This window comes from Streptomyces sp. NPDC058646, from assembly GCF_042716875.1.
Lineage (GTDB): Bacteria > Actinomycetota > Actinomycetes > Streptomycetales > Streptomycetaceae > Streptomyces.
On record NZ_JBHXRK010000021.1, the window covers coordinates 22,588 to 40,599 of the forward strand.

General features: G+C 73.3%; 18 protein-coding genes and 1 pseudogene. 16 read left to right on the plus strand and 3 right to left on the minus strand.

Features of this window, described 5'->3' with window-relative positions; all coding sequences use genetic code 11:
* The first annotated feature begins 49 nt into the window (after window positions 1–49).
* The 12 genes from ACFWUZ_RS24440 to ACFWUZ_RS24495 all read left to right on the plus strand — a co-directional run bounded on the left by ACFWUZ_RS24440 (window position 50) and on the right by ACFWUZ_RS24495 (window position 13,029).
* The gene (locus ACFWUZ_RS24440; protein WP_384376649.1) at window positions 50–2,029 is read left to right on the plus strand and encodes a tetratricopeptide repeat protein; all 1,980 of its coding nucleotides are present in this window, start codon (window positions 50–52) and stop codon (window positions 2,027–2,029) included.
* Between the two features lie 152 nt (window positions 2,030–2,181).
* Complete coding sequence (ald, locus tag ACFWUZ_RS24445; RefSeq protein ID WP_384376652.1) at window positions 2,182–3,297, plus strand: alanine dehydrogenase; 1,116 nt, start codon at window positions 2,182–2,184, stop codon at window positions 3,295–3,297.
* Window positions 3,298–3,665: 368 nt separating this feature from the next.
* Window positions 3,666–4,784, plus strand: a complete 1,119-nt coding sequence (locus ACFWUZ_RS24450; protein WP_384376655.1) for a ParA family protein — start codon at window positions 3,666–3,668, stop codon at window positions 4,782–4,784.
* Window positions 4,769–5,296 carry a hypothetical protein gene (locus tag ACFWUZ_RS24455; protein ID WP_384376658.1) on the plus strand — a complete coding sequence of 176 codons (528 nt, stop codon included), beginning with the start codon at window positions 4,769–4,771 and terminating at the stop codon, window positions 5,294–5,296. Before ACFWUZ_RS24450 ends, ACFWUZ_RS24455 begins: the two co-directional genes overlap by 16 nt.
* 320 nt (window positions 5,297–5,616) lie before the next feature.
* Window positions 5,617–6,636: a segregation/condensation protein A gene (locus ACFWUZ_RS24460; protein WP_384376661.1), complete on the plus strand. Its 1,020-nt coding sequence runs from the start codon at window positions 5,617–5,619 to the stop codon at window positions 6,634–6,636.
* The gene (gene scpB, locus ACFWUZ_RS24465) at window positions 6,633–7,265 is read left to right on the plus strand and encodes an SMC-Scp complex subunit ScpB (protein WP_384376664.1); all 633 of its coding nucleotides are present in this window, start codon (window positions 6,633–6,635) and stop codon (window positions 7,263–7,265) included. The genes ACFWUZ_RS24460 and scpB overlap by 4 nt, the downstream gene beginning before the upstream one ends.
* The gene (locus ACFWUZ_RS24470) at window positions 7,265–8,716 is read left to right on the plus strand and encodes a pseudouridine synthase (RefSeq protein WP_384376668.1); all 1,452 of its coding nucleotides are present in this window, start codon (window positions 7,265–7,267) and stop codon (window positions 8,714–8,716) included. The genes scpB and ACFWUZ_RS24470 overlap by 1 nt, the downstream gene beginning before the upstream one ends.
* Window positions 8,717–8,832: 116 nt before the next feature.
* Complete coding sequence (gene pnuC / locus ACFWUZ_RS24475; protein WP_384376670.1) at window positions 8,833–9,441, plus strand: nicotinamide riboside transporter PnuC; 609 nt, start codon at window positions 8,833–8,835, stop codon at window positions 9,439–9,441.
* Window positions 9,438–10,517, plus strand: a complete 1,080-nt coding sequence (locus ACFWUZ_RS24480; protein WP_384376673.1) for an AAA family ATPase — start codon at window positions 9,438–9,440, stop codon at window positions 10,515–10,517. The genes pnuC and ACFWUZ_RS24480 overlap by 4 nt, the downstream gene beginning before the upstream one ends.
* A complete protein-coding gene (locus tag ACFWUZ_RS24485) occupies window positions 10,514–11,257 on the plus strand; it encodes an NUDIX domain-containing protein (protein WP_384376676.1) in 744 nt (247 codons plus the stop codon). Before ACFWUZ_RS24480 ends, ACFWUZ_RS24485 begins: the two co-directional genes overlap by 4 nt.
* A complete protein-coding gene (locus tag ACFWUZ_RS24490) occupies window positions 11,254–12,273 on the plus strand; it encodes an ADP-ribosylglycohydrolase family protein (RefSeq protein ID WP_384376678.1) in 1,020 nt (339 codons plus the stop codon). Before ACFWUZ_RS24485 ends, ACFWUZ_RS24490 begins: the two co-directional genes overlap by 4 nt.
* 3 nt (window positions 12,274–12,276) lie before the next feature.
* On the plus strand, window positions 12,277–13,029 hold the full coding sequence (locus ACFWUZ_RS24495) for a DNA polymerase beta superfamily protein (protein WP_384376681.1): 753 nt from the start codon (window positions 12,277–12,279) through the stop codon (window positions 13,027–13,029).
* Between the two features lie 9 nt (window positions 13,030–13,038).
* On the opposite strand, the gene ACFWUZ_RS24500 is transcribed toward ACFWUZ_RS24495, so the two are convergent.
* From ACFWUZ_RS24500 to ACFWUZ_RS24510, 3 genes are all read right to left on the minus strand, one after another.
* Entirely contained in the window at window positions 13,039–13,716 is a 678-nt protein-coding gene (locus tag ACFWUZ_RS24500) for a DNA polymerase beta superfamily protein (RefSeq protein ID WP_384376684.1), read from the minus strand.
* 28 nt (window positions 13,717–13,744) lie between these two features.
* Entirely contained in the window at window positions 13,745–14,194 is a 450-nt protein-coding gene (locus tag ACFWUZ_RS24505) for a Rieske (2Fe-2S) protein (protein WP_384376688.1), read from the minus strand.
* Between the two features lie 81 nt (window positions 14,195–14,275).
* Window positions 14,276–14,617 (minus strand): DUF952 domain-containing protein, encoded by a 342-nt coding sequence (locus tag ACFWUZ_RS24510; RefSeq protein WP_384376691.1) that lies wholly within the window; start codon window positions 14,615–14,617, stop codon window positions 14,276–14,278.
* Between the two features lie 114 nt (window positions 14,618–14,731).
* Between ACFWUZ_RS24510 and ACFWUZ_RS24515 the strand changes: the two are divergent.
* From ACFWUZ_RS24515 to ACFWUZ_RS24530, 4 genes and pseudogenes are all read left to right on the plus strand, one after another.
* Window positions 14,732–15,190 (plus strand): annotated as a pseudogene (locus ACFWUZ_RS24515) (YidB family protein); the annotation flags it as partial.
* Between the two features lie 141 nt (window positions 15,191–15,331).
* Window positions 15,332–16,420, plus strand: coding sequence for a prephenate dehydrogenase (locus ACFWUZ_RS24520; RefSeq protein WP_384376694.1), 1,089 nt, complete (start codon window positions 15,332–15,334; stop codon window positions 16,418–16,420).
* A 191-nt stretch (window positions 16,421–16,611) separates the two neighbouring features.
* Window positions 16,612–17,304: a (d)CMP kinase gene (cmk, locus tag ACFWUZ_RS24525; RefSeq protein WP_384376697.1), complete on the plus strand. Its 693-nt coding sequence runs from the start codon at window positions 16,612–16,614 to the stop codon at window positions 17,302–17,304.
* Window positions 17,301–17,948, plus strand: coding sequence for a lysophospholipid acyltransferase family protein (locus tag ACFWUZ_RS24530; RefSeq protein ID WP_384376700.1), 648 nt, complete (start codon window positions 17,301–17,303; stop codon window positions 17,946–17,948). Before cmk ends, ACFWUZ_RS24530 begins: the two co-directional genes overlap by 4 nt.
* The last annotated feature ends 64 nt before the right edge of the window (window positions 17,949–18,012 follow it).

Here is an 18,012-nt window from a genome sequence, read left to right on the forward strand (position 1 = left end):
CTCTGCGTGAACTACGCTCGCAACCCGAGGCAGGGAGAGGAGCGGATCCGTGACGGATTTCGTCGGGCGGCGGCGCGAGCTCAAGGAGCTGCGTGAAGACATCGCACGGACCGGGCTCGACACCCTCTCCGGCCGCAAGGCCAAGGCGCCGAGGGCGCGGGTCCTGCTCATCGCCGGGCGGCCGGGATCGGGGCGGACCGCCCTGGCCGAGACGTTCGTGCAGGAGGTCGCGGACCAGTACCCCGACGGGGTGCTCCGCACCCGGCTGACCACCCCCGGCGGGGAGACGGTCGCCACCGAACGGGCCGTCCGGGGCCTGCTCGAAGGGCTGGGGCACGTCACCCCGCCCGGAGCCGGCGAGGACGAACTCAGCTCCGCGCTGCGGGCCGCCCTCGCCGGCCGGAAGGCGATCATCCTCGTCGACGACGCCGCCGATCCGCACCAGGTCGACGCGCTGCTGCCCGACACCCCGGAATGCCTGGTCGTGGTCACCGCCGAAGGCCCGCTCACCGGCATCCCCGACGTGCGGCCCTGCACCCTCGGCGGGCTGGACACGCCGTCCGCCGTCGAGCTGCTGGCCCAGCGCATCGGCGACACCCGGGTCACCGCCGACCCCCGCGCCGCCGACGCCCTGGCCGAGGAGTGCGGGGGCCAGCCCGCCGCGCTCGGCCTCGTCGGCGGATGGCTCGCCGCCCACCCCAAGGCCGCCGTCGCGGACGTGGCCAAGCAGCTGCACGACATGCCCGGCACTGTCGGCGGGCCGCTGGCGCGGGGCTTCCGGCTGGTCTACGAGGCCCTGCCGCAGCCCGCCCAGCGGACCCTGCGGCTCCTGCCGCTCGCCCCGGCCGGGATCGTGGACTCGCACACCGCCTCCGCCCTCGCGGGCTGCTCCGTGGCCGCCGCCCAGTCCACGCTGGACGATTTCGCCGGGCTGGGCCTCGTACACCCCGCGCAGGACGGCCTGTACCGGCTGCCCGGCTGCCTCGCACCGCTGCTCCAGGCGCTGCTGGAGGCGAAGGAGCGCCCCGCCGAGGTCCAGCTGGCGCGGGCCCGGATGCTGGAGCGGACCGTACGGCTGCTGCACTCCTGCCGGGCCATGGCCGTGCCCGCGGAGGACACCGGCGACGGAGTGGACCCGCGGGAGAAGCTGGACGGCACGCCACGCGCCCTGCGGTTCCCCGACCGCAGGGCCGCCGCGACCTGGTTGGACACCCGGCTGCCCGCGCTGTCCGCGGCCGCCTCGCTGGCCGTGGCCGACGGGGAGCTGGACACGCTGGCCCGCCGGCTGGTCGCGGCCCTCGTACGGGCGCTGGCCGACCACCGCGGCACCGCCGAGGCCGCGCCGGAGCTGTACGGGCTGCACCGCCTGGTCCTGGACGTGGCCGAGCGCCGGGGCCTGCACCGGGAGCAGGCCGCCGCACTGCTGAACCTGGCCGACCTGGACGCCGAGACCGGCCGTACCCAGGACGCCCTGGAGCGCTACCGGGCCGCATTGGACGCCGGAAGGGCCGCGAACGACCCGTACGCGACGGGCCGGGCGATGGAATCCGTAGGCGGTGCGTACCAGGAGCTGGCCGACTGGCACCGCGCCTCCGACTGGTTCGGCCGGGCCCTGGCCCAGGCCCTCGCGCGGGGGGAGCGCGCGGACGAGGCCCGGCTGTACGGGCGGCTGGGCAACGTCCACACCTACGCGGGCCGGTACGGGGACGCGCTGCGGAGCTGGCGGGCCGCCGCTGGGGGGTACCGGAGGCTGGCCGATGTCCCGGGCCAGGCGAAGGCGTTGAGCGAGATGGCCCGGGTCCAGGAGTACGCCGGGCGCCCGGAGGAGTCGCTGCACACGTGCCGTGAGGCGGTGGAGCTGGCGCGCCGGGCCGGAGACCTGCGGCTTCAGGCAGCGCTCCAGGTGCGGCTCGCCGACACGCTCGACCGGCTGGGCGACCCCGCGGCCGCCCGGCTGCACCGGTCCGCAGCCGATCGATTGCTGGGAGATGACCCCGCAGCCTGCGAAATCCGTAGTGGTTCCGACTGAAGTTATTGGTTTGCAAGGCTAGACAGGGACTCATCCTTCATTAGACTGGCTCCACCACGTCATCCTGTGGTGCATCCCGTTGCGCGTTCTTGTGGGCGGGTATGTATGTAAGTGCCCCGTAATATCCCCTGAGCCAAGGACCGTGATCGACGATGAAGGTCGGCATCCCCCGCGAGGTCAAGAACAACGAGTTCCGGGTCGCCATCACGCCCGCCGGCGTGCATGAGCTGGTCCGCAACGGCCACCAGGTCTTCATCGAGCAGAACGCCGGTGCCGGCTCCTCGATCACGGACGCCGAGTACGTCGGCGCCGGTGCGGAGATCCTCGGCACGGCCGACGAGGTCTGGGCGACCGCCGATCTGCTGCTGAAGGTCAAGGAGCCGATCGCGGAGGAGTACCACCGCCTCCGCAAGGACCAGACCCTCTTCACCTACCTGCACCTGGCGGCCTCCCGCGCGTGCACGGACGCCCTGCTGGAGTCCGGCACCACCGCCATCGCGTACGAGACGGTCGAGCTCGCCAACCGCGCGCTCCCGCTGCTCGCCCCGATGTCCGAGGTCGCGGGCCGCCTGGCCCCGCAGGTCGGCGCCTACCACCTGATGCGCTCGGCCGGCGGCCGCGGCGTGCTCCCGGGCGGCGTGCCCGGCACCCACGCCGGCGAGTGCGTGGTCATCGGCGGCGGCGTCTCCGGCTGGAACGCCGCGCAGATCGCCATCGGCATGGGCTTCCACGTGACCCTGCTGGACCGCGACATCAACAAGCTCCGCGAGGCCGACAAGATCTTCGGCACGAAGATCAAGACGATCGTCTCCAACGCCTACGAGCTGGAGAAGGCCGTCCTCGAGGCCGACCTCGTCGTCGGTGCGGTGCTGATCCCGGGTGCGAAGGCCCCGAAGCTGGTCACCAACGAGCTCGTCTCCCGGATGAAGCCCGGAAGTGTACTTGTCGACATCGCCATCGACCAGGGCGGCTGCTTCGAGGACTCCCGTCCGACCACTCACGCCGAGCCGACCTTCCAGGTCCACAACTCGGTCTTCTACTGCGTCGCCAACATGCCGGGCGCGGTGCCGAACACCTCCACCTACGCGCTGACCAACGCCACGCTGCCCTACATCGTGCAGCTCGCGAACCTCGGCTGGGTCGAGGCGCTGCGTCGCGACCCGGCGCTCGCGCTGGGCCTCAACACCCATGACGGCCAGGTCGTTTACGGTCCGGTCGCCGAGGCCCACGGTCTCGAGACCCTCGAGCTGCACACGCTGCTCGGCTGAGGCGTCAACGACTGACGTCAATCTCACGTATCCGGCCGGACCTTGCCCGCAAGGTCCGGCCGGACGTGTTTGCGCGGCGGCCCGGGAGCCCGTTCAACTCGCCTCGAACGTAACCCTTTAGCCCTTTCGCACACCTGCGAAACTTCGCGGCGACAGTCCGCGCGCCCTTGACAGAGTGGTGTTCGGTTGCCGACACATCGTGCCGGGTCCGGTGGATTGTGTTGCCGCTGAGTGGTGACACGCCATAGAGTCGCCAACCGTCGGCATGGTGCCACGCTGACCTATCGATAAGTGTCCTGGTCACGTCCGAGGAGGTAAGACGACTTGTGAATGAGTCGACATTTGCTCCTGGGGGTGGTCGAGCAGACATGCCTGAGCGGGGCCCGAGCCCTGCCGGCCTCGAAGCCGTCGGCTCCGTCGCAGTACGCACCTTCGCAAACCACCAGCACATGACGACGCCCCGAAACAGCATGGACGGCCTAGACGTGAACTCCAGGGCCGGCGACCTGAGCGGCGAAAAGCCCGTGGGTTTCGCCGACTACGACAAGGTGCCCGAGGGGCACTTCTACGACCCCGACGCGGAGTACGAACCGGACCCCGAGTACGCGGCCACCCTCGCCCCCGACGCTGCCCGCCAGCGCCGGGAGCGGATCGGCCCGACCGGACGCCCGCTGCCGTACTTCCCCATCCCGGGTCCGCTGACCGACCACGGTCCGGCGAAGATCATCGCGATGTGCAACCAGAAGGGCGGCGTGGGCAAGACCACGTCGACCATCAACCTGGGTGCCGCGCTCGCCGAGTACGGGCGCCGCGTGCTGCTCGTCGACTTCGACCCGCAGGGCGCGCTGTCCGTGGGTCTCGGCGTGAACCCGATGGAACTCGACCTGACGGTCTACAACCTGCTCATGGAGCGGGGCATGTCGGCCGACGAGGTGCTGCTCAAGACCGCGGTCCCCAACATGGACCTGCTGCCGAGCAACATCGACCTGTCCGCTGCCGAAGTGCAGTTGGTCAGCGAGGTCGCGCGCGAGTCCACCCTGCAGCGGGCCCTGAAGCCCCTGATGGCCGACTACGACTACATCGTGATCGACTGTCAGCCCTCGCTCGGTCTGCTGACCGTGAACGCCCTGACAGCGGCTCACAAGGTCATCGTCCCGCTGGAGTGCGAGTTCTTCGCGCTGCGCGGCGTGGCGCTGCTGACCGAGACCATCGAGAAGGTGCAGGAGCGGCTGAACCCGGAGCTGGAGCTCGACGGCATCCTCGCCACGATGTACGACTCCCGTACGGTGCACAGCCGCGAGGTGCTGGCGCGCGTCGTCGAGGCCTTCGACGACCACGTCTACCACACGGTCATCGGCCGCACGGTCCGCTTCCCGGAGACCACGGTCGCCGGTGAGCCGATCACGACGTACGCCTCCAACTCCGTCGGCGCCGCCGCGTATCGCCAGCTGGCCAGGGAGGTGCTCGCCCGGTGTCACGCCGAGTGAGTCTGCCCGGAGCCGACGAACTGTTCCGTACGACCGGGGGGATGGCCCTCCAGTCGTCCTCGCCCCGGCGGGGAGCCGACGAGGCGTCCGCCGCGGAACACTCGGCCACCTCGGCCGAGGGAACGGCGGGGGAGGGCCGCAGCCGGGAGGCTGAGGCCGCGGGGTCCGGCGGCCCCGTCGTGGGGCAGCCGCGCAGGCCGCAGGAAGGTTCTGTCAGCCCCGCCGGTGCGGGTGCCGGTCCCGGCGCCCAGGCCGGCGGGCGCGGCAAGGGGCAGGGCCGGGGCGCGAACCGGCGGCCCAGCGGGCGCGAGCGGCACGACGAGAAGATCACCGTGTACGTCTCCGCCGAGGAACTGATGGACCTCGAACACGCGCGGCTGGTGCTGCGCGGCGAGCACGGGCTGGCGGTCGACCGCGGCCGCATCGTCCGCGAAGCGGTCGCGGTCGTCCTCGCCGACCTCGAATCCCGCGGCGACGCGAGCATCCTCGTACGACGCCTGCGCGGCCGCTGACCACCCCCGCGCCCCGGCCCACGGCACACCTCGTGGTCGGCGGTGCCGGGCGATCCGGGCCGGTCCGGCCCGATCGGCGGGGGGACGCCCTAGGCCCGTCGTCGAAGTGGCGCCTGGCCCGCGACGCCCGGCACCGCACCTCGCCGCGTTGTCGGGGCACCCGGGTACGTCCAGTACGCGGGCGCCCCTCCGCCTTGCGATGCCGGCGCCGGACGCCGCGGGCCTGACCGGCGCCACTGTGACGACAGGCTCTAGGCTGCTCGGGGCGCCGGGTCTCAGGCCGGCGCCCGTGCCGCCCCTCCGCACCACCCTGGACCGCGATGCCCCCCTCCGCCCCACCCGGCCGACCCGCCCGCCGCATGCTGGGACGCGGTCCCGGCGCGCCCGGGGCGGAGGGGCCGCAAGCCCCTGTGCCGCCCGCTGAGGGGCGTACGCCCACCCCGGGCGGGGCGGAGCCCCCGCAGGCCCCCGAGGCCGCGCACACACCCGCCGGCCGCCCTCAGGGGCCACCCGCCGCTGACGCCGTACCGGCCCCCGCCGCGGGCGACGGCCGGTTCACCCTGCGGCTCGACAACTTCGAGGGGCCCTTCGACCTGCTCCTCCAGCTCATCTCGCGGCACAAGCTCGACGTCACCGAGGTCGCGCTGTCCAAGGTCACCGACGAGTTCATGGCCCACATCCGCGCCATGGGCCCGGACTGGGACCTCGACCAGACCACCGAGTTCCTCGTCGTCGCCGCCACCCTGCTCGACCTGAAGGCCGCCCGGCTGCTCCCGGCCGCCGAGGTGGAGGACGAGGCCGACCTGGCCCTGCTGGAGGCCCGCGACCTGCTCTTCGCCCGGCTGCTCCAGTACAAGGCGTACAAGCAGATCGCCGAGATCTTCGAGCGGCGCGCGGAGGCGGAGGGCCGCCGCTACCCGCGCACCGTCGGCCTGGAGCCGCACCACGCGGAGCTGTTGCCCGAGGTGGTCATCAGCATCGGCGCGGAGGGATTCGCCCGCCTCGCCGTCAAGGCCATGCAGCCCAGGGCGAAGCCGCAGGTGTACGTGGACCACATCCACGCACCACTCGTCAGCGTCCGCGAGCAGGCGGGGTTCGTCGTGCGCATGCTCAAGACGCGCGGCGAGGCCACCTTCCAGGAGCTGACCGAGGACGCGCCGGACACCCTCACCGTGGTGGCCCGCTTCCTGGCCCTCCTGGAGCTCTACCGCGAGAAAGCGGTGGTCCTCGACCAGGCGGAGGCGCTGAGGACCCTGACCGTGCGCTGGAGCGGCGGGGACGGCGACGGCATGCCGACGGTGACCGACGAGTTCGACCGGATCGTGGAGGCGAAGGAATGAGCGACGTGAGTGCGGTGGCCGCGCTGGAGCTGAAGCCGGCGCTGGAGGCCGTGCTGATGGTCGTGGACGAGCCCGCGACCGAGGCGCACCTCGCCAAGGTGCTCGAGCGTACGCCGCGCGAGGTCGCGGACGCCCTGCGCGAGCTGGCCGACGAGTACGCGGCCGCCGGCCGGGGCTTCGAGCTGCGCCTCGTCGCCGGGGGCTGGCGCTTCTACAGCAGGGCGGACTGCGCCCCGGCGGTCGAGGCCTTCGTACTGGACGGCCAGCAGGCCCGCCTCACGCAGGCGGCGCTGGAGACGCTGGCGGTCGTCGCGTACCGCCAGCCGGTGAGCCGTTCCCGGGTGTCGGCGGTCCGCGGAGTCAACTGCGACGGGGTCATGCGGACCCTCCTCCAGCGGGGTCTGGTGGAGGAGGCGGGGACGGAACCCGAAACAGGTGCGATCCTGTACAGGACGACGAACCACTTTTTGGAGCGGATGGGCCTGCGCGGCCTGGACGAGCTCCCGGAGCTCGCGCCCTTCCTCCCCGAGGCGGACGCGATCGAAGCCGAGACGCAAGAAGGTGTGCCGTCGTTCGATCCGGACGCACCGGACACTGATGAAGACGACGACAAGACGACGGAACTTTGATGCGAAGCAGCGGCAACGGCAACGGTGGCGGCAACAGGAACAGCAGCAGCGGCGGCGGGCGCGGTAACGCCCGCGGCGGCAGCTCCGGCGGCGGTGGTTACGGCGGCGGCTCCGGCGGTGGCAGCTCCCGCGGTGGCAGCTCCCGCGGTGGCAGCTCCGGCGGCGGCGCCCGCGGCGGCAGCTCCGGCGGCGGTGGTTACCGCGGCGGCGGCTCCGGCGGTGGCAGCGGCTCCGGCGGTGGCTACCGTGGTGGCGGCTCCGGCGGCGGCGGCGCCCGCGGTGGCAGCTCCGGCGGCTACCGCAGCAGCGGCAGCGGCTCCGGCTACCAGGGCGGCGGATACCAGGGCGGCTCCGACTCGCGTGACCGCGAGCAGGCGCCCCGCATCCGCAACCCCCGCCCTGAGGAGCGACGCTACGACGTCGGCCCCGAGGGCGAGCGCAACGGCCGCGGCGGTGCCAAGGCCGGCGGCGGCGGTGCCCGTGGCGCGGCCGACGGCGTCCGGGGTGGCTCCGGTGCCCGTGGCGCAGCGGCGCGCGGTGGTGCCAAGGGCGGCCCCAAGACCTCCAAGACCCCCGGCATCGGCGGGGCCGGCGGCCCGCGCAGCGGCCCCGGCAGCCGCAGCGGCCAGTCCCGTCCGCGCGAGCTGGACGCGCGGATCGAGGAGCGCGTGCGCGACCGGTACGCCGACAAGCCCGTGATCAAGACGCCGAAGACCTTCCCGGGCGCCGAGGAGGAGGGGGAGCGCCTGCAGAAGGTGCTCGCCCGCGCCGGCATGGGCTCGCGCCGCGCCTGCGAGGAGCTCATCGAGCAGGCCCGCGTCGAGGTCAACGGCGAGATCGTGCTGGAGCAGGGCAAGCGCGTCCAGCCGAAGGACGAGATCAAGGTGGACGGCCTGACCGTCGCCACCCAGTCGTACCTGTTCTTCGCACTGAACAAGCCCGCCGGTGTCGTCTCCACCATGGAGGACCCGGACGGCCGCCAGTGCCTCGGTGACTACGTCACCAACCGTGAGACGCGTCTCTTCCACGTCGGCCGGCTCGACACCGAGACCGAGGGCATCATCCTGCTCACCAACCACGGCGAGCTGGCCCACCGCCTCACGCACCCGAAGTACGGCGTGAAGAAGACCTACGTCGCCGCCATCACCGGCCCGCTGCCGCGTGAGATCGGCAAGCGCCTCAAGGACGGCATCGAGCTGGAGGACGGGTACGCCCGCGCCGACCACTTCCGCGTCGTCGACCAGGTCGGCAAGAACTACCTGGTCGAGGTCACCCTCCACGAGGGCCGCAAGCACATCGTCCGCCGCATGATGGCGGAGGCGGGCTTCCCCGTCGAGAAGCTCGTCCGGACCTCCTTCGGCCCGATCGAGCTGGGCGACCAGAAGTCCGGCTGGCTGCGCCGCCTGACCAACACCGAGGTCGGCATGCTGATGCGCGAGGTCGGTCTGTAGGCCCCGCCTTCCCCGAAGAGCCCGCAGTGCCCACGGCGCTGCGGGCTCTTCCCTTGTCCGGAACCCCTCTCCCTGTTTATAGTCAACGTGACTATAAACGCGAGTGAGGGGCCGGCATGAACTGGACTTTGAGCTGGACCGAGGTGCTCGGGTTCGCCACCGGCGCCGTGTGCGTCTGGCTGGTGGCCCGGCAGCACGTCGCCAACTGGCCGGTCGGCATCGCCAACAACATCTTCTTCATCGTGCTCTTCGCCCAGGCGGGCCTCTACGCCGACGCCGGGCTCCAGATCGTCTTCATCGCCCTCGCCGCGTACGGCTGGTGGTCCTGGACCCACGGGGGTGGACCAGGAACCGCCGACGCGCTGCCGGTGCGCCGCACCACGCGCACTGAATGGGTGTGGCTGGCCGCGGCGGGGGCGGTGGGGGTGCTCGGCCTCACGCTGCTGCTCAGCCGTGCCACCGACTCGACCGTGCCCTTCTGGGACGCCGTCACCACCGGCCTCTCCCTCGCCGCCACCTACGGCCAGTGCCGCAAGCTGGTGGAGTCCTGGTGGCTGTGGATCGCCGCCGACCTCGTCTACATCCCCCTGTACGTCTCCAAGGGGCTCCACCTCACCGCCGTCCTGTACGTGGGCTTCCTCGCCCTGTGCGTGGCCGGCCTGCGCGGCTGGCGGCGCTCGCTGCCGGCGCCGGGCGCCCGTACGGCCCTGGGGGCGGCGGCATGAGGCGGTTCGGCCACGGGCTGGTGCTCGGCAAGTTCTACCCGCCGCACGCCGGCCACCACCACCTCGTGCGCACGGCCCAGGACCGCTGCGCGCGGCTGACCGTACTGGTCTGCGCGGCCTCCGTGGAATCGGTGCCCCTCGCCGACCGCGTCGCCTGGATGCGCGAGGCGCACCCGGGTGCGGACGTGATCGGCGCGGTGGACGACATCCCCGTCGACCTGCACGACCCGGCGGTCTGGGAAGCCCACATGGCGATCTTCCGGCGCGCCGTCGGCCGGCCCGTCGACGCCGTCTTCACCTCGGAGGAGTACGGGACCGAGCTTGCGCACCGGTTCGGCGCCGAAGAGGTCTGCGTGGACCCCGGCCGGACCCTGTTCCCCGTGTCGGGGACGGCCGTACGCACGGACCCGGCAGCCTGCTGGGGCTTCCTCGGGCCCGCCGTGCGGGCTTCCCTGGCCCGGCGGGTCGTCGTCCTCGGCGCCGAGTCCACCGGGACGACGACCCTGTCCCGGGACCTCGCCGCCCACTACCGGGCCCGCGGCGGGGTCTGGGCGGCGACCGGCTGGGTAGCCGAGTACGGACGCCGCTACAGCGAGGAGAAGCTCGCGGCCGCCCGGGCCGCCGACCCCGGCGCCACCTGGGCGGACATCTCCTTCGCCACGGAGGAGTTCCCCGTGATCGCCCGCCGCCAGGACGCCGAGGAGCAACGGGCGGCCCGTACGGGCTCCCCCGTGCTGATCTGCGACACCGACTCCTTCGCGACCGGCATCTGGCACGAGCGCTACCTCGGCGGCCGCAGCACCGAGGTCGAGGAGGTCGCCGCCCTGACCCGCCGGGACCTGTACCTGCTGACGGACCACGCCGACGTGCCCTTCGAGGACGACGGCCTCCGCGACGGGCCGCACCTCAGACCCTGGATGACCCGACGGTTCCGCGAGGAGCTGGAGGCGACCGGACGGCGCTTCCTCGTCGTGCGCGGGGACCGGCGGGAGCGGTTGGCCACGGCCGTGGCGGCGGTGGACGGACTGCTCGCCGAGGGCTGGCACTTCGCTGACCCCCTGCCGGAGGCCCGGTGAACGGGGAACCGGCGCCGGGCTACGACCCGTACGCCTTCGAGCCGTTCGCCGTGACCGTCGACCTCGCCGTGTTCACCGTCCGGGCCGGGGCCCTGCACGTGCTGCTGATCCGGCGGGGCCAGGACCCGTACGCGGGAGCCTGGGCGCTCCCCGGCGGCTTCGTCCTGCCCCGGGAGTCCGCGGAGACGGCCGCCCGCCGCGAGCTGGCCGAGGAGACCGGCCTCGCCCCGGACCTGGTGGCCGCCCTGCACCTGGAGCAGCTGCGCACCTACAGCGAACCGGACCGGGACCCGCGGATGAGGGTGGTCTCCGTGGCCTTCACCGCCCTCGTCCCCGACATGCCGGAACCGGCGGCGGAGGGCGGCGGCGACGCCGACGGCGCCGGCTGGCTGCCGGTGGGCACGGCCGACGGCCTGGCCTTCGACCACGCGGTGATCCTCGCCCACGCCCGCGAGCGGATCCGCTCGAAGCTGGAGTACACCTGCCTGGCCACTGCCTTCTGCCCGCCCGAGTTCACCCTCGGGGAGCTGCAGGCCGTCTACGAGACCGTCTGGGACACCTCCCTGGACCGTCCCAACTTCCGCCGCAAGGTCCTGGCCACCCCCGGCTTCGTCGAAGCCGTCCCGGGCGCGGCCCGGCTCACCGGCGGCCGCGGCAAACCGGCCGCGCTCTACCGGCCCGGACCGGCCACCGCCCTGCACCCGCCCCTGCTCCGCCCCACGGAAGGACACCCCCGATGACGAGCACCACCAAGCGCGCCGCGACCGGTGCCATGATCGGCCTCGCCCTGGGGGACGCCCTGGGATTCCCCACCGAGTTCGACGACGTGCCGTCGATCCTCGCCAAGACCGGCCCGTGGCGCGAGATGAAGCTGCCCCGCCCGGCGATCGTCACGGACGACACCCAGATGACCCTGGCCCTGGCGCGCGGCATGCGGACGGCCGCCGGGCGGGGCCGGGTCGGACCGCTGCGCCTGGCCCGGCCGGTCCGCGAGGAGTTCGTCGACTGGTACCACTCGCCGGAGAACAACCGGGCCCCCGGCCGGACCTGCCTGACCGCCTGCCGACTGCTGGACCACCCCGAGCGGGACTGGCGCGACGCCAGCCAGACCGGCTCCAAGGGCTGCGGCGCCAACATGCGGGTCGTCCCGGTCGGGCTGGTACCCGGCTGGACCGGGGAGGAGCGGGCGGGCGCCGCCCAGCTCCAGTCGGCCCTGACGCACGGTCACCCCACCGCTCTGGCCGCCTCCGACCTGACCGCGCGGGCGGTGCACCTGCTGGCCGAGGGCACCGAGGTGACCGGCCTGGTCGGGCAACTGCGTTCGTACGCCCTGGAGAACCGCACCCGCTACCACGAGCGCTGGCTCGGCGACCTGTGGATGCGCACGGCCTCCGACGCCTCGCCGGAGTCCTTCATCGCCCGGGGCTGGGACGAATGCCTGGCGGCCCTGGACCGGCTCGCGGCGGCCCTGCGCAACCCGTCCCCCGAGACCGACCCCTGCCTGCTGACCGGCGAGGGCTGGATCGCGGAGGAAGCCCTGGCCACGGCCCTGCACTGCTTCCTGCTCTTCCCGGAGGACCCCCTGACGGCCCTGCGCCGCGCCGCCTGCACCGCCGGGGACTCGGACTCCCTCGCCTGCCTGGCGGGCGCCTTCGCGGGCGCCCACCTCGGCGCGGACGTCTGGCCGCGCGAATGGGAGGGCCGCATCGAGTACCGCGACGAGCTCCTGGCCTTCGGCACACTCTGGGATGCTTGACCCATGCTGGATGCACTGAGTCTCGACCTGACGCCCGTCGTGGCCGAACAGCCCGACCCCCTGCTCTTCGCCACGGTGTCGGGCGCGCACCTGTACGGCTTCCCCTCCCGGGACTCCGACATCGACCTGCGCGGCGCCCACCTGCTCCCGGCGCGGTCCCTCCTGGGGCTGCGCGAACCGGAGGAGACCCGCAGCCGCATGTGGGACCGGGACGGGGTCGAGATGGACCTCGTCACGCACGACCTGCGCAAGTTCGTCCGGCTGATGCTCAACCGCAACGGCTACGTACTGGAGCAGCTGCTGTCCCCGCTGGTGGTGCACACCACCCCGGCGCACGAGGAGCTGATCGCGCTGGCCCCGGGCGTCCTGACCTCCCACCACGCCCACCACTACCGGGGCTTCGCCACCACCCAGTGGCGGCTCTTCGAGAAGGCGGCCGAGCTGAAGCCGCTGCTCTACGCCTTCCGGGCGCTGCTCACGGGCATCCACCTGATGCGCTCGGGCGAGGTGCAGGCCCACCTGCCGACCCTGCTGGCCGAGGTGCCGGAGGCGCCTGGCCGGCTCGCCGGCCTGATCGAGGCCAAGGCGGCCGCCGAGCACGCCGCCTGCACGGAGCCCTCGCCCGCCCGGCTGCGGGAGGAGTTCGAGACGCTGCAGAGGGTGCTCGACGCGGCGCAGCAGGCCTCCGCCCTGCCGGAGTACGGATCGGCGTACGACGCCCTCGACGCCTTCGTCGTCCGCCGGCGCACCTCCTAGGAGCCCCGGTCAGGCCGACGCGCGGCGGGCGCGGACCAGGAAGTCCTCGACGCGGGCTGCATCGGGCTCCTCGGGGAGGGGCGTCGTGGACAGGGCGGTCTCCGTCTCCTCCGTCAGGCGGGTCATCCAGGCGTCGACCTCGTCCCAGCTCAGCTCGCCGCGCCGGACCGCGAGGAGGCGGTCGCGGTGCGGGCCCGCTTCGATCGTCAGGCGGCCCGTGCGCAGGAGGTCGCGGCAGGACAGCAGCAGGCGCAGCAGGTGCATGGCGTGCTTCCAGCGCGGGGCGCCGTAGGTGCGGACGTCCGCGAGGAGTTTGCCGTGCTGGGAGGCCGCGTACCGGCTGAAGCTGGTGTGCGCCCGGCGGGAGAGGAAGGCCTCGCGGAGGGAGAGCAGCTCCTCGCCGACCGGGGTGATCCTCTCCACGAGGGGGGAGTGCAGGCACTCCAGGATGTTCGGGTTGGCGCGCAGGGCGAGCGCGCAGAAACGCTCCAGCTCCCAGGAGAACTCCTCGGCCCGAGGGCCCTCCACGTGCGTGGGGGGCTTCTCGAACCGCCAGAACAGCGGCGTCGGGGCGAGGTAGACACCGCGCCGGTCGGTGTCGCTCGCCTCCGTCGCCAGGCCGAACGCCCGGGAGCCCATCACGCACTGATAGACCGTGTGGTCCCGTACCAGCGTCAGATCGTCCATCGGGGGAGCGTATGCACCCCGCCCGCGGCTAGGCGAGCGAGATACTGCCGTCCGCCGCGACGGTGATCTTCTTCTCGGCCAGGGGGGTGGTGGCCGGGCCCTTGGTCACCGCTCCGTCGGTGTCCTTGAACTTGCTGTCGTGGCAGGGGCAGTCGATGGTGCCGTCCGCCACCTTGTTCACGAGGCAGCCCTGGTGGGGGCAGACCGCCGTGAAGCAGCGGAAGTTCCCGGCCGTGGGCTGGGTGATCACCAGCTTCTGCTCCTTGAGGACCGTGCCGCCGCCGACGGGGACGTCCGCCGCCTTGGCGATCGCCTTCTGGGCCGCCTGGGGCGCGGGCGCCGAGGGCCGGGTGGCGCTGCCCGACTCGCCCGCCGGATCCTTCCCGCCGTCACCGCAGGCGGCCAGCACTCCCCCCGCGAGGGCGGTGGCTCCTGCTGCCAGGACGGTGCGCCGGGCGGTGTGCGTGGTGTCGCTCATGACTGTCTCCTCGCTGAGTGGCCGGATGACGTGCAGCATCCTGGCCCGCGGAGGGCCTCGGAAGAAGCCCGCCGCGCCGGTTCATGCACCCGGCTGCCATGGGACCAGTGAGGCAGGACCGCCGGGTGTGCGTACGACTTCCCACACGTGGACCACGGCCTCCCGGTTCAGCGGACCGTGGACGTGCGGGTAGCGGCCCCCGGAGTCACCCGCCCGGCGGACTTCCGCGGTCAGGGCTTCCTCGTCGAGTTCCACCGCGAGCAGGGTCCCCCGTACCCCGCGGTAGTGCGCGTCGGCGATCGCGAGCGCCGTCGGGCGGTCCGCCGAACAGTGCACGAACCCCTCGGAGTCGAGGGAGGGCGGGGCGTACGGGGAGTCCGGTGCGGCGGTCCAGTCGGCCAGCGGGACGAGGTGGAAGATCATGCCGATCGTTCTACCGCAGCGCCGCCCGGCGGCCGTCCGCCAGGTGGCGGCACCCACCGGTTCAGGTGACATTGTCCGTGTCTCGAAGCCGGGTACGCCGCTGCCGCGCGCGGCCCGGCCCCCCCTTCGAAAGGCATGACCATGGCGGGCAACGACCTCGGCTCTCTCCTCGGCGGTCTCCTCGGAGGCGGCGGCAGCGGCAGCCAGGGCGGTGGGGGCGGCAACGTCCTCGGTTCACTGCTCGGCGGTGGCGGCGCGGGCGGTGCCCAGGCGGCAGGCGGCGCGAACAACCCGCTGGGCGGGCTGCTGGACATGCTGGCCAGGTCGGGGCTGGCCGACCAGGCCCAGTCCTGGATCGGCACCGGTGACAACCAGCCCGTCAGCGGCGACCAGATCAAGGAGGCCCTGCCGGCCGACACCCTGCAGAAGGTCGCCCAGCAGGCGGGCGTCAGCCCGGAGAAGGCCGCCGACGAGATCGCCCGGACGCTCCCCTCGGCGGTCGACAAGCTGACCCCGGGAGGACAGGTGCCCGCGGGCTCCCTCGAGGACATCATCCGGCAGCAGAAGTTCTGACGTCCCGACGGACTTCCGGCACCGCCGCGAGGGCCCGGCCGCCGTTCCACGGGACGGGCCGCCGGGCCTTCGCGCCGACCGCCCTGGATACCCTGGGCGGACAGCCCGCCGCCGTCGCGTACGCACACCTGGAGCGCACCCTTGAGAACCGCCGTCGTCATCGGAACCGGACTGATCGGCACCTCGGCGGCGCTCGCCCTGTCGGCCCGCGGGATCACCGTCCACCTCGTCGACCACGACCAGGCGCAGGCCCGCACTGCGGCCGCCCTCGGCGCCGGATCCGACGAGCCGCTGGAGGGCCAGGTCGACCTCGCGATCGTCGCCGTCCCGCCGGCCCACGTCGCGGCCACGCTGGCCGGGGTGATCGGCGGCGGCGTGGCCCGGGCGTACGTGGACGTGGCCAGCGTCAAGGGCGGCCCGCGGCGGGAACTGGCCGCGCTGGGCGTGGACCTCACCGCCTACATCGGCACCCACCCCATGGCGGGCAAGGAGCGCTCGGGCCCCCTCGCGGCCACCGCCGACCTCTTCGAGGGCCGCCCGTGGGTGCTCACCCCGACCCGGGACACCGACCACGAGGTCCTGAACCTGGCGCTGGAGCTGGTGGCCCTGTGCCGGGCCGTACCCGTGGTGATGGACGCGGACGCCCACGACCGGGCGGTGGCGCTGGTCTCGCACACCCCCCAGCTGGTGTCGAGCATGGTCGCGGCACGCCTGGAGGAGGCCGACGAGACGGCCGTCCGGCTGTGCGGGCAGGGCATCCGGGACGTGACGCGGATCGCGGCCTCCGATCCGCGGATGTGGGTGGAGATCCTCTCGGCGAACCCGGGGCCGGTCGCCGACGTCCTCAGCGGGATCGCCGCGGACCTCGCGGAGACGGTCGAGGCCCTGCGCGGCCTCCAGTCGGCCGACGAGGAGAAGCGGCGCGGCGGCGCGGCCGGCATCGAGGACGTGCTGCGGCGCGGGAACGCGGGCCGGGTGCGGGTGCCGGGCAAGCACGGCGCGGCGCCGACCGTGTACGAGACGGTGGCCGTGCTCATCAGCGACCAGCCGGGCGAGCTGGCCCGGATCTTCGCCGACGCCGGGCGGGCCGGGGTCAACATCGAGGACGTGCGGATCGAGCACGCGACGGGCCAGCAGGCCGGTCTGGTCCAGCTGATGGTGGAGCCGCGGGCGGTGGCCGCACTGACCGCGGAGCTGCGCGAGCGGGGCTGGGCACTGCGCCAGCAGTAGCCCCGGACCGGCGCCGCCCCGCGCGCCCCGCTCCGGGCGGCGGCTCCGGCGACGGCTCCGAGGCCGCACGGGGCCGCCCGGGGGCCGCCCGGAGACGGGCGGGGCCGGGGGCCGCCGGGGGCCGGTAACCTTGGGGAGGGGCGCTTTGGCGCGCCCGGACACGTACGCGCAACCAGGAAGGTGCCCGCACCGTGGAAACCGCAGCTCCGTCCGCCGTGATCGTCGCCATCGACGGTCCCTCCGGCACGGGCAAGTCCAGCACCTCCAAGGCCGTGGCCGCCAAGCTCGGGCTGCGCTACCTGGACACCGGTGCCCAGTACCGGGCCATCACCTGGTGGATGATCACCAACGGCGTCGACACCGACGACCCGCACGCCGTCGCGGTCGCCGCGGGCAAGCCGGACATCGTCTCGGGCACCGACCCGGCCGCCCCCACGATCACCGTGGACGGTCTGGACGCCTCCGGTCCCATCCGCACCCAGGAGGTCACCTCCAGGGTCAGCGCCGTCAGCGCCGTCCCCGAGGTGCGCAGCATCATCACCGGGCTCCAGCGCTCCATCGCCGCCGCGGCCGAGGGCGGGATCGTCGTCGAGGGCCGGGACATCGGCACCACCGTCCTGCCCGACGCCGACCTCAAGATCTTCCTCACGGCGTCCGCCGAGGCCCGCGCCGCCCGCCGCAGCGGCGAACTGCGCGGCAAGGAGGCCGCCGACCTCGCGGCCACCAAGGAAGCCCTGATCAAGCGCGACGCGGCCGACTCCGGCCGCAAGGCCTCCCCGCTGGCCAAGGCCGACGACGCCGTCGAGGTCGACACCACCGACCTCACGATGGACCAGGTCATCGAGTGCGTGGTCACACTGGTCGAAGAGCGGCGCAGCCGATGAGCGAAACGCCCTCCCTCAGGGGTGCGGCGGTCGGCAGGCGCATCGGCATCGGGCTCATGTACGGCTTGTGGAAGCCGCGCGTACTGGGCGCCTGGAAGGTGCCCGCCTCGGGCCCCGTGATCCTCGCCGTGAACCACTCGCACAACATCGACGGCCCGATGGTGATGGGCACCGCGCCGCGGCCGCTGCACTTCCTGATCAAGAAGGAAGCGTACGTCGGCCCGCTCGGCCCCTTCCTCGAAGGGATCGGGCAGGTCAAGGTGGACCGCAGCGGTACCGACCGTACGGCCATAGGCCGTGCCCTCGGCGTGCTCGACAGCGGCGGGGTCCTGGGGATCTTCCCCGAGGGCACCCGGGGCGAGGGCGACTTCGCCTCGCTGCGCGCGGGACTCGCGTACTTCGCGGTCCGCAGCGGCGCACCGATCGTGCCCGTCGCCGTCCTGGGCAGCGGCGACACCCGCGGGCGGCTCGTCAAGGGCCTGCCGGCCCTCAAGAGCCGGGTCGACGTCGTCTTCGGCTCGGCCTTCGATGCGGGGGACGGCAGTGGCCGCCGCACCCGCACCGCGCTGGACGAGGCCACCGCACGCATACAGCACCGGCTGACCGCCCACCTGGCCGACGCCAAGCGCCTGACCGGGCGCTGAGCGAGACTTGACCTAGTAGTGGAACCGCGCTGCGCGGGTGCCACCGATCACCACGAACGACGAG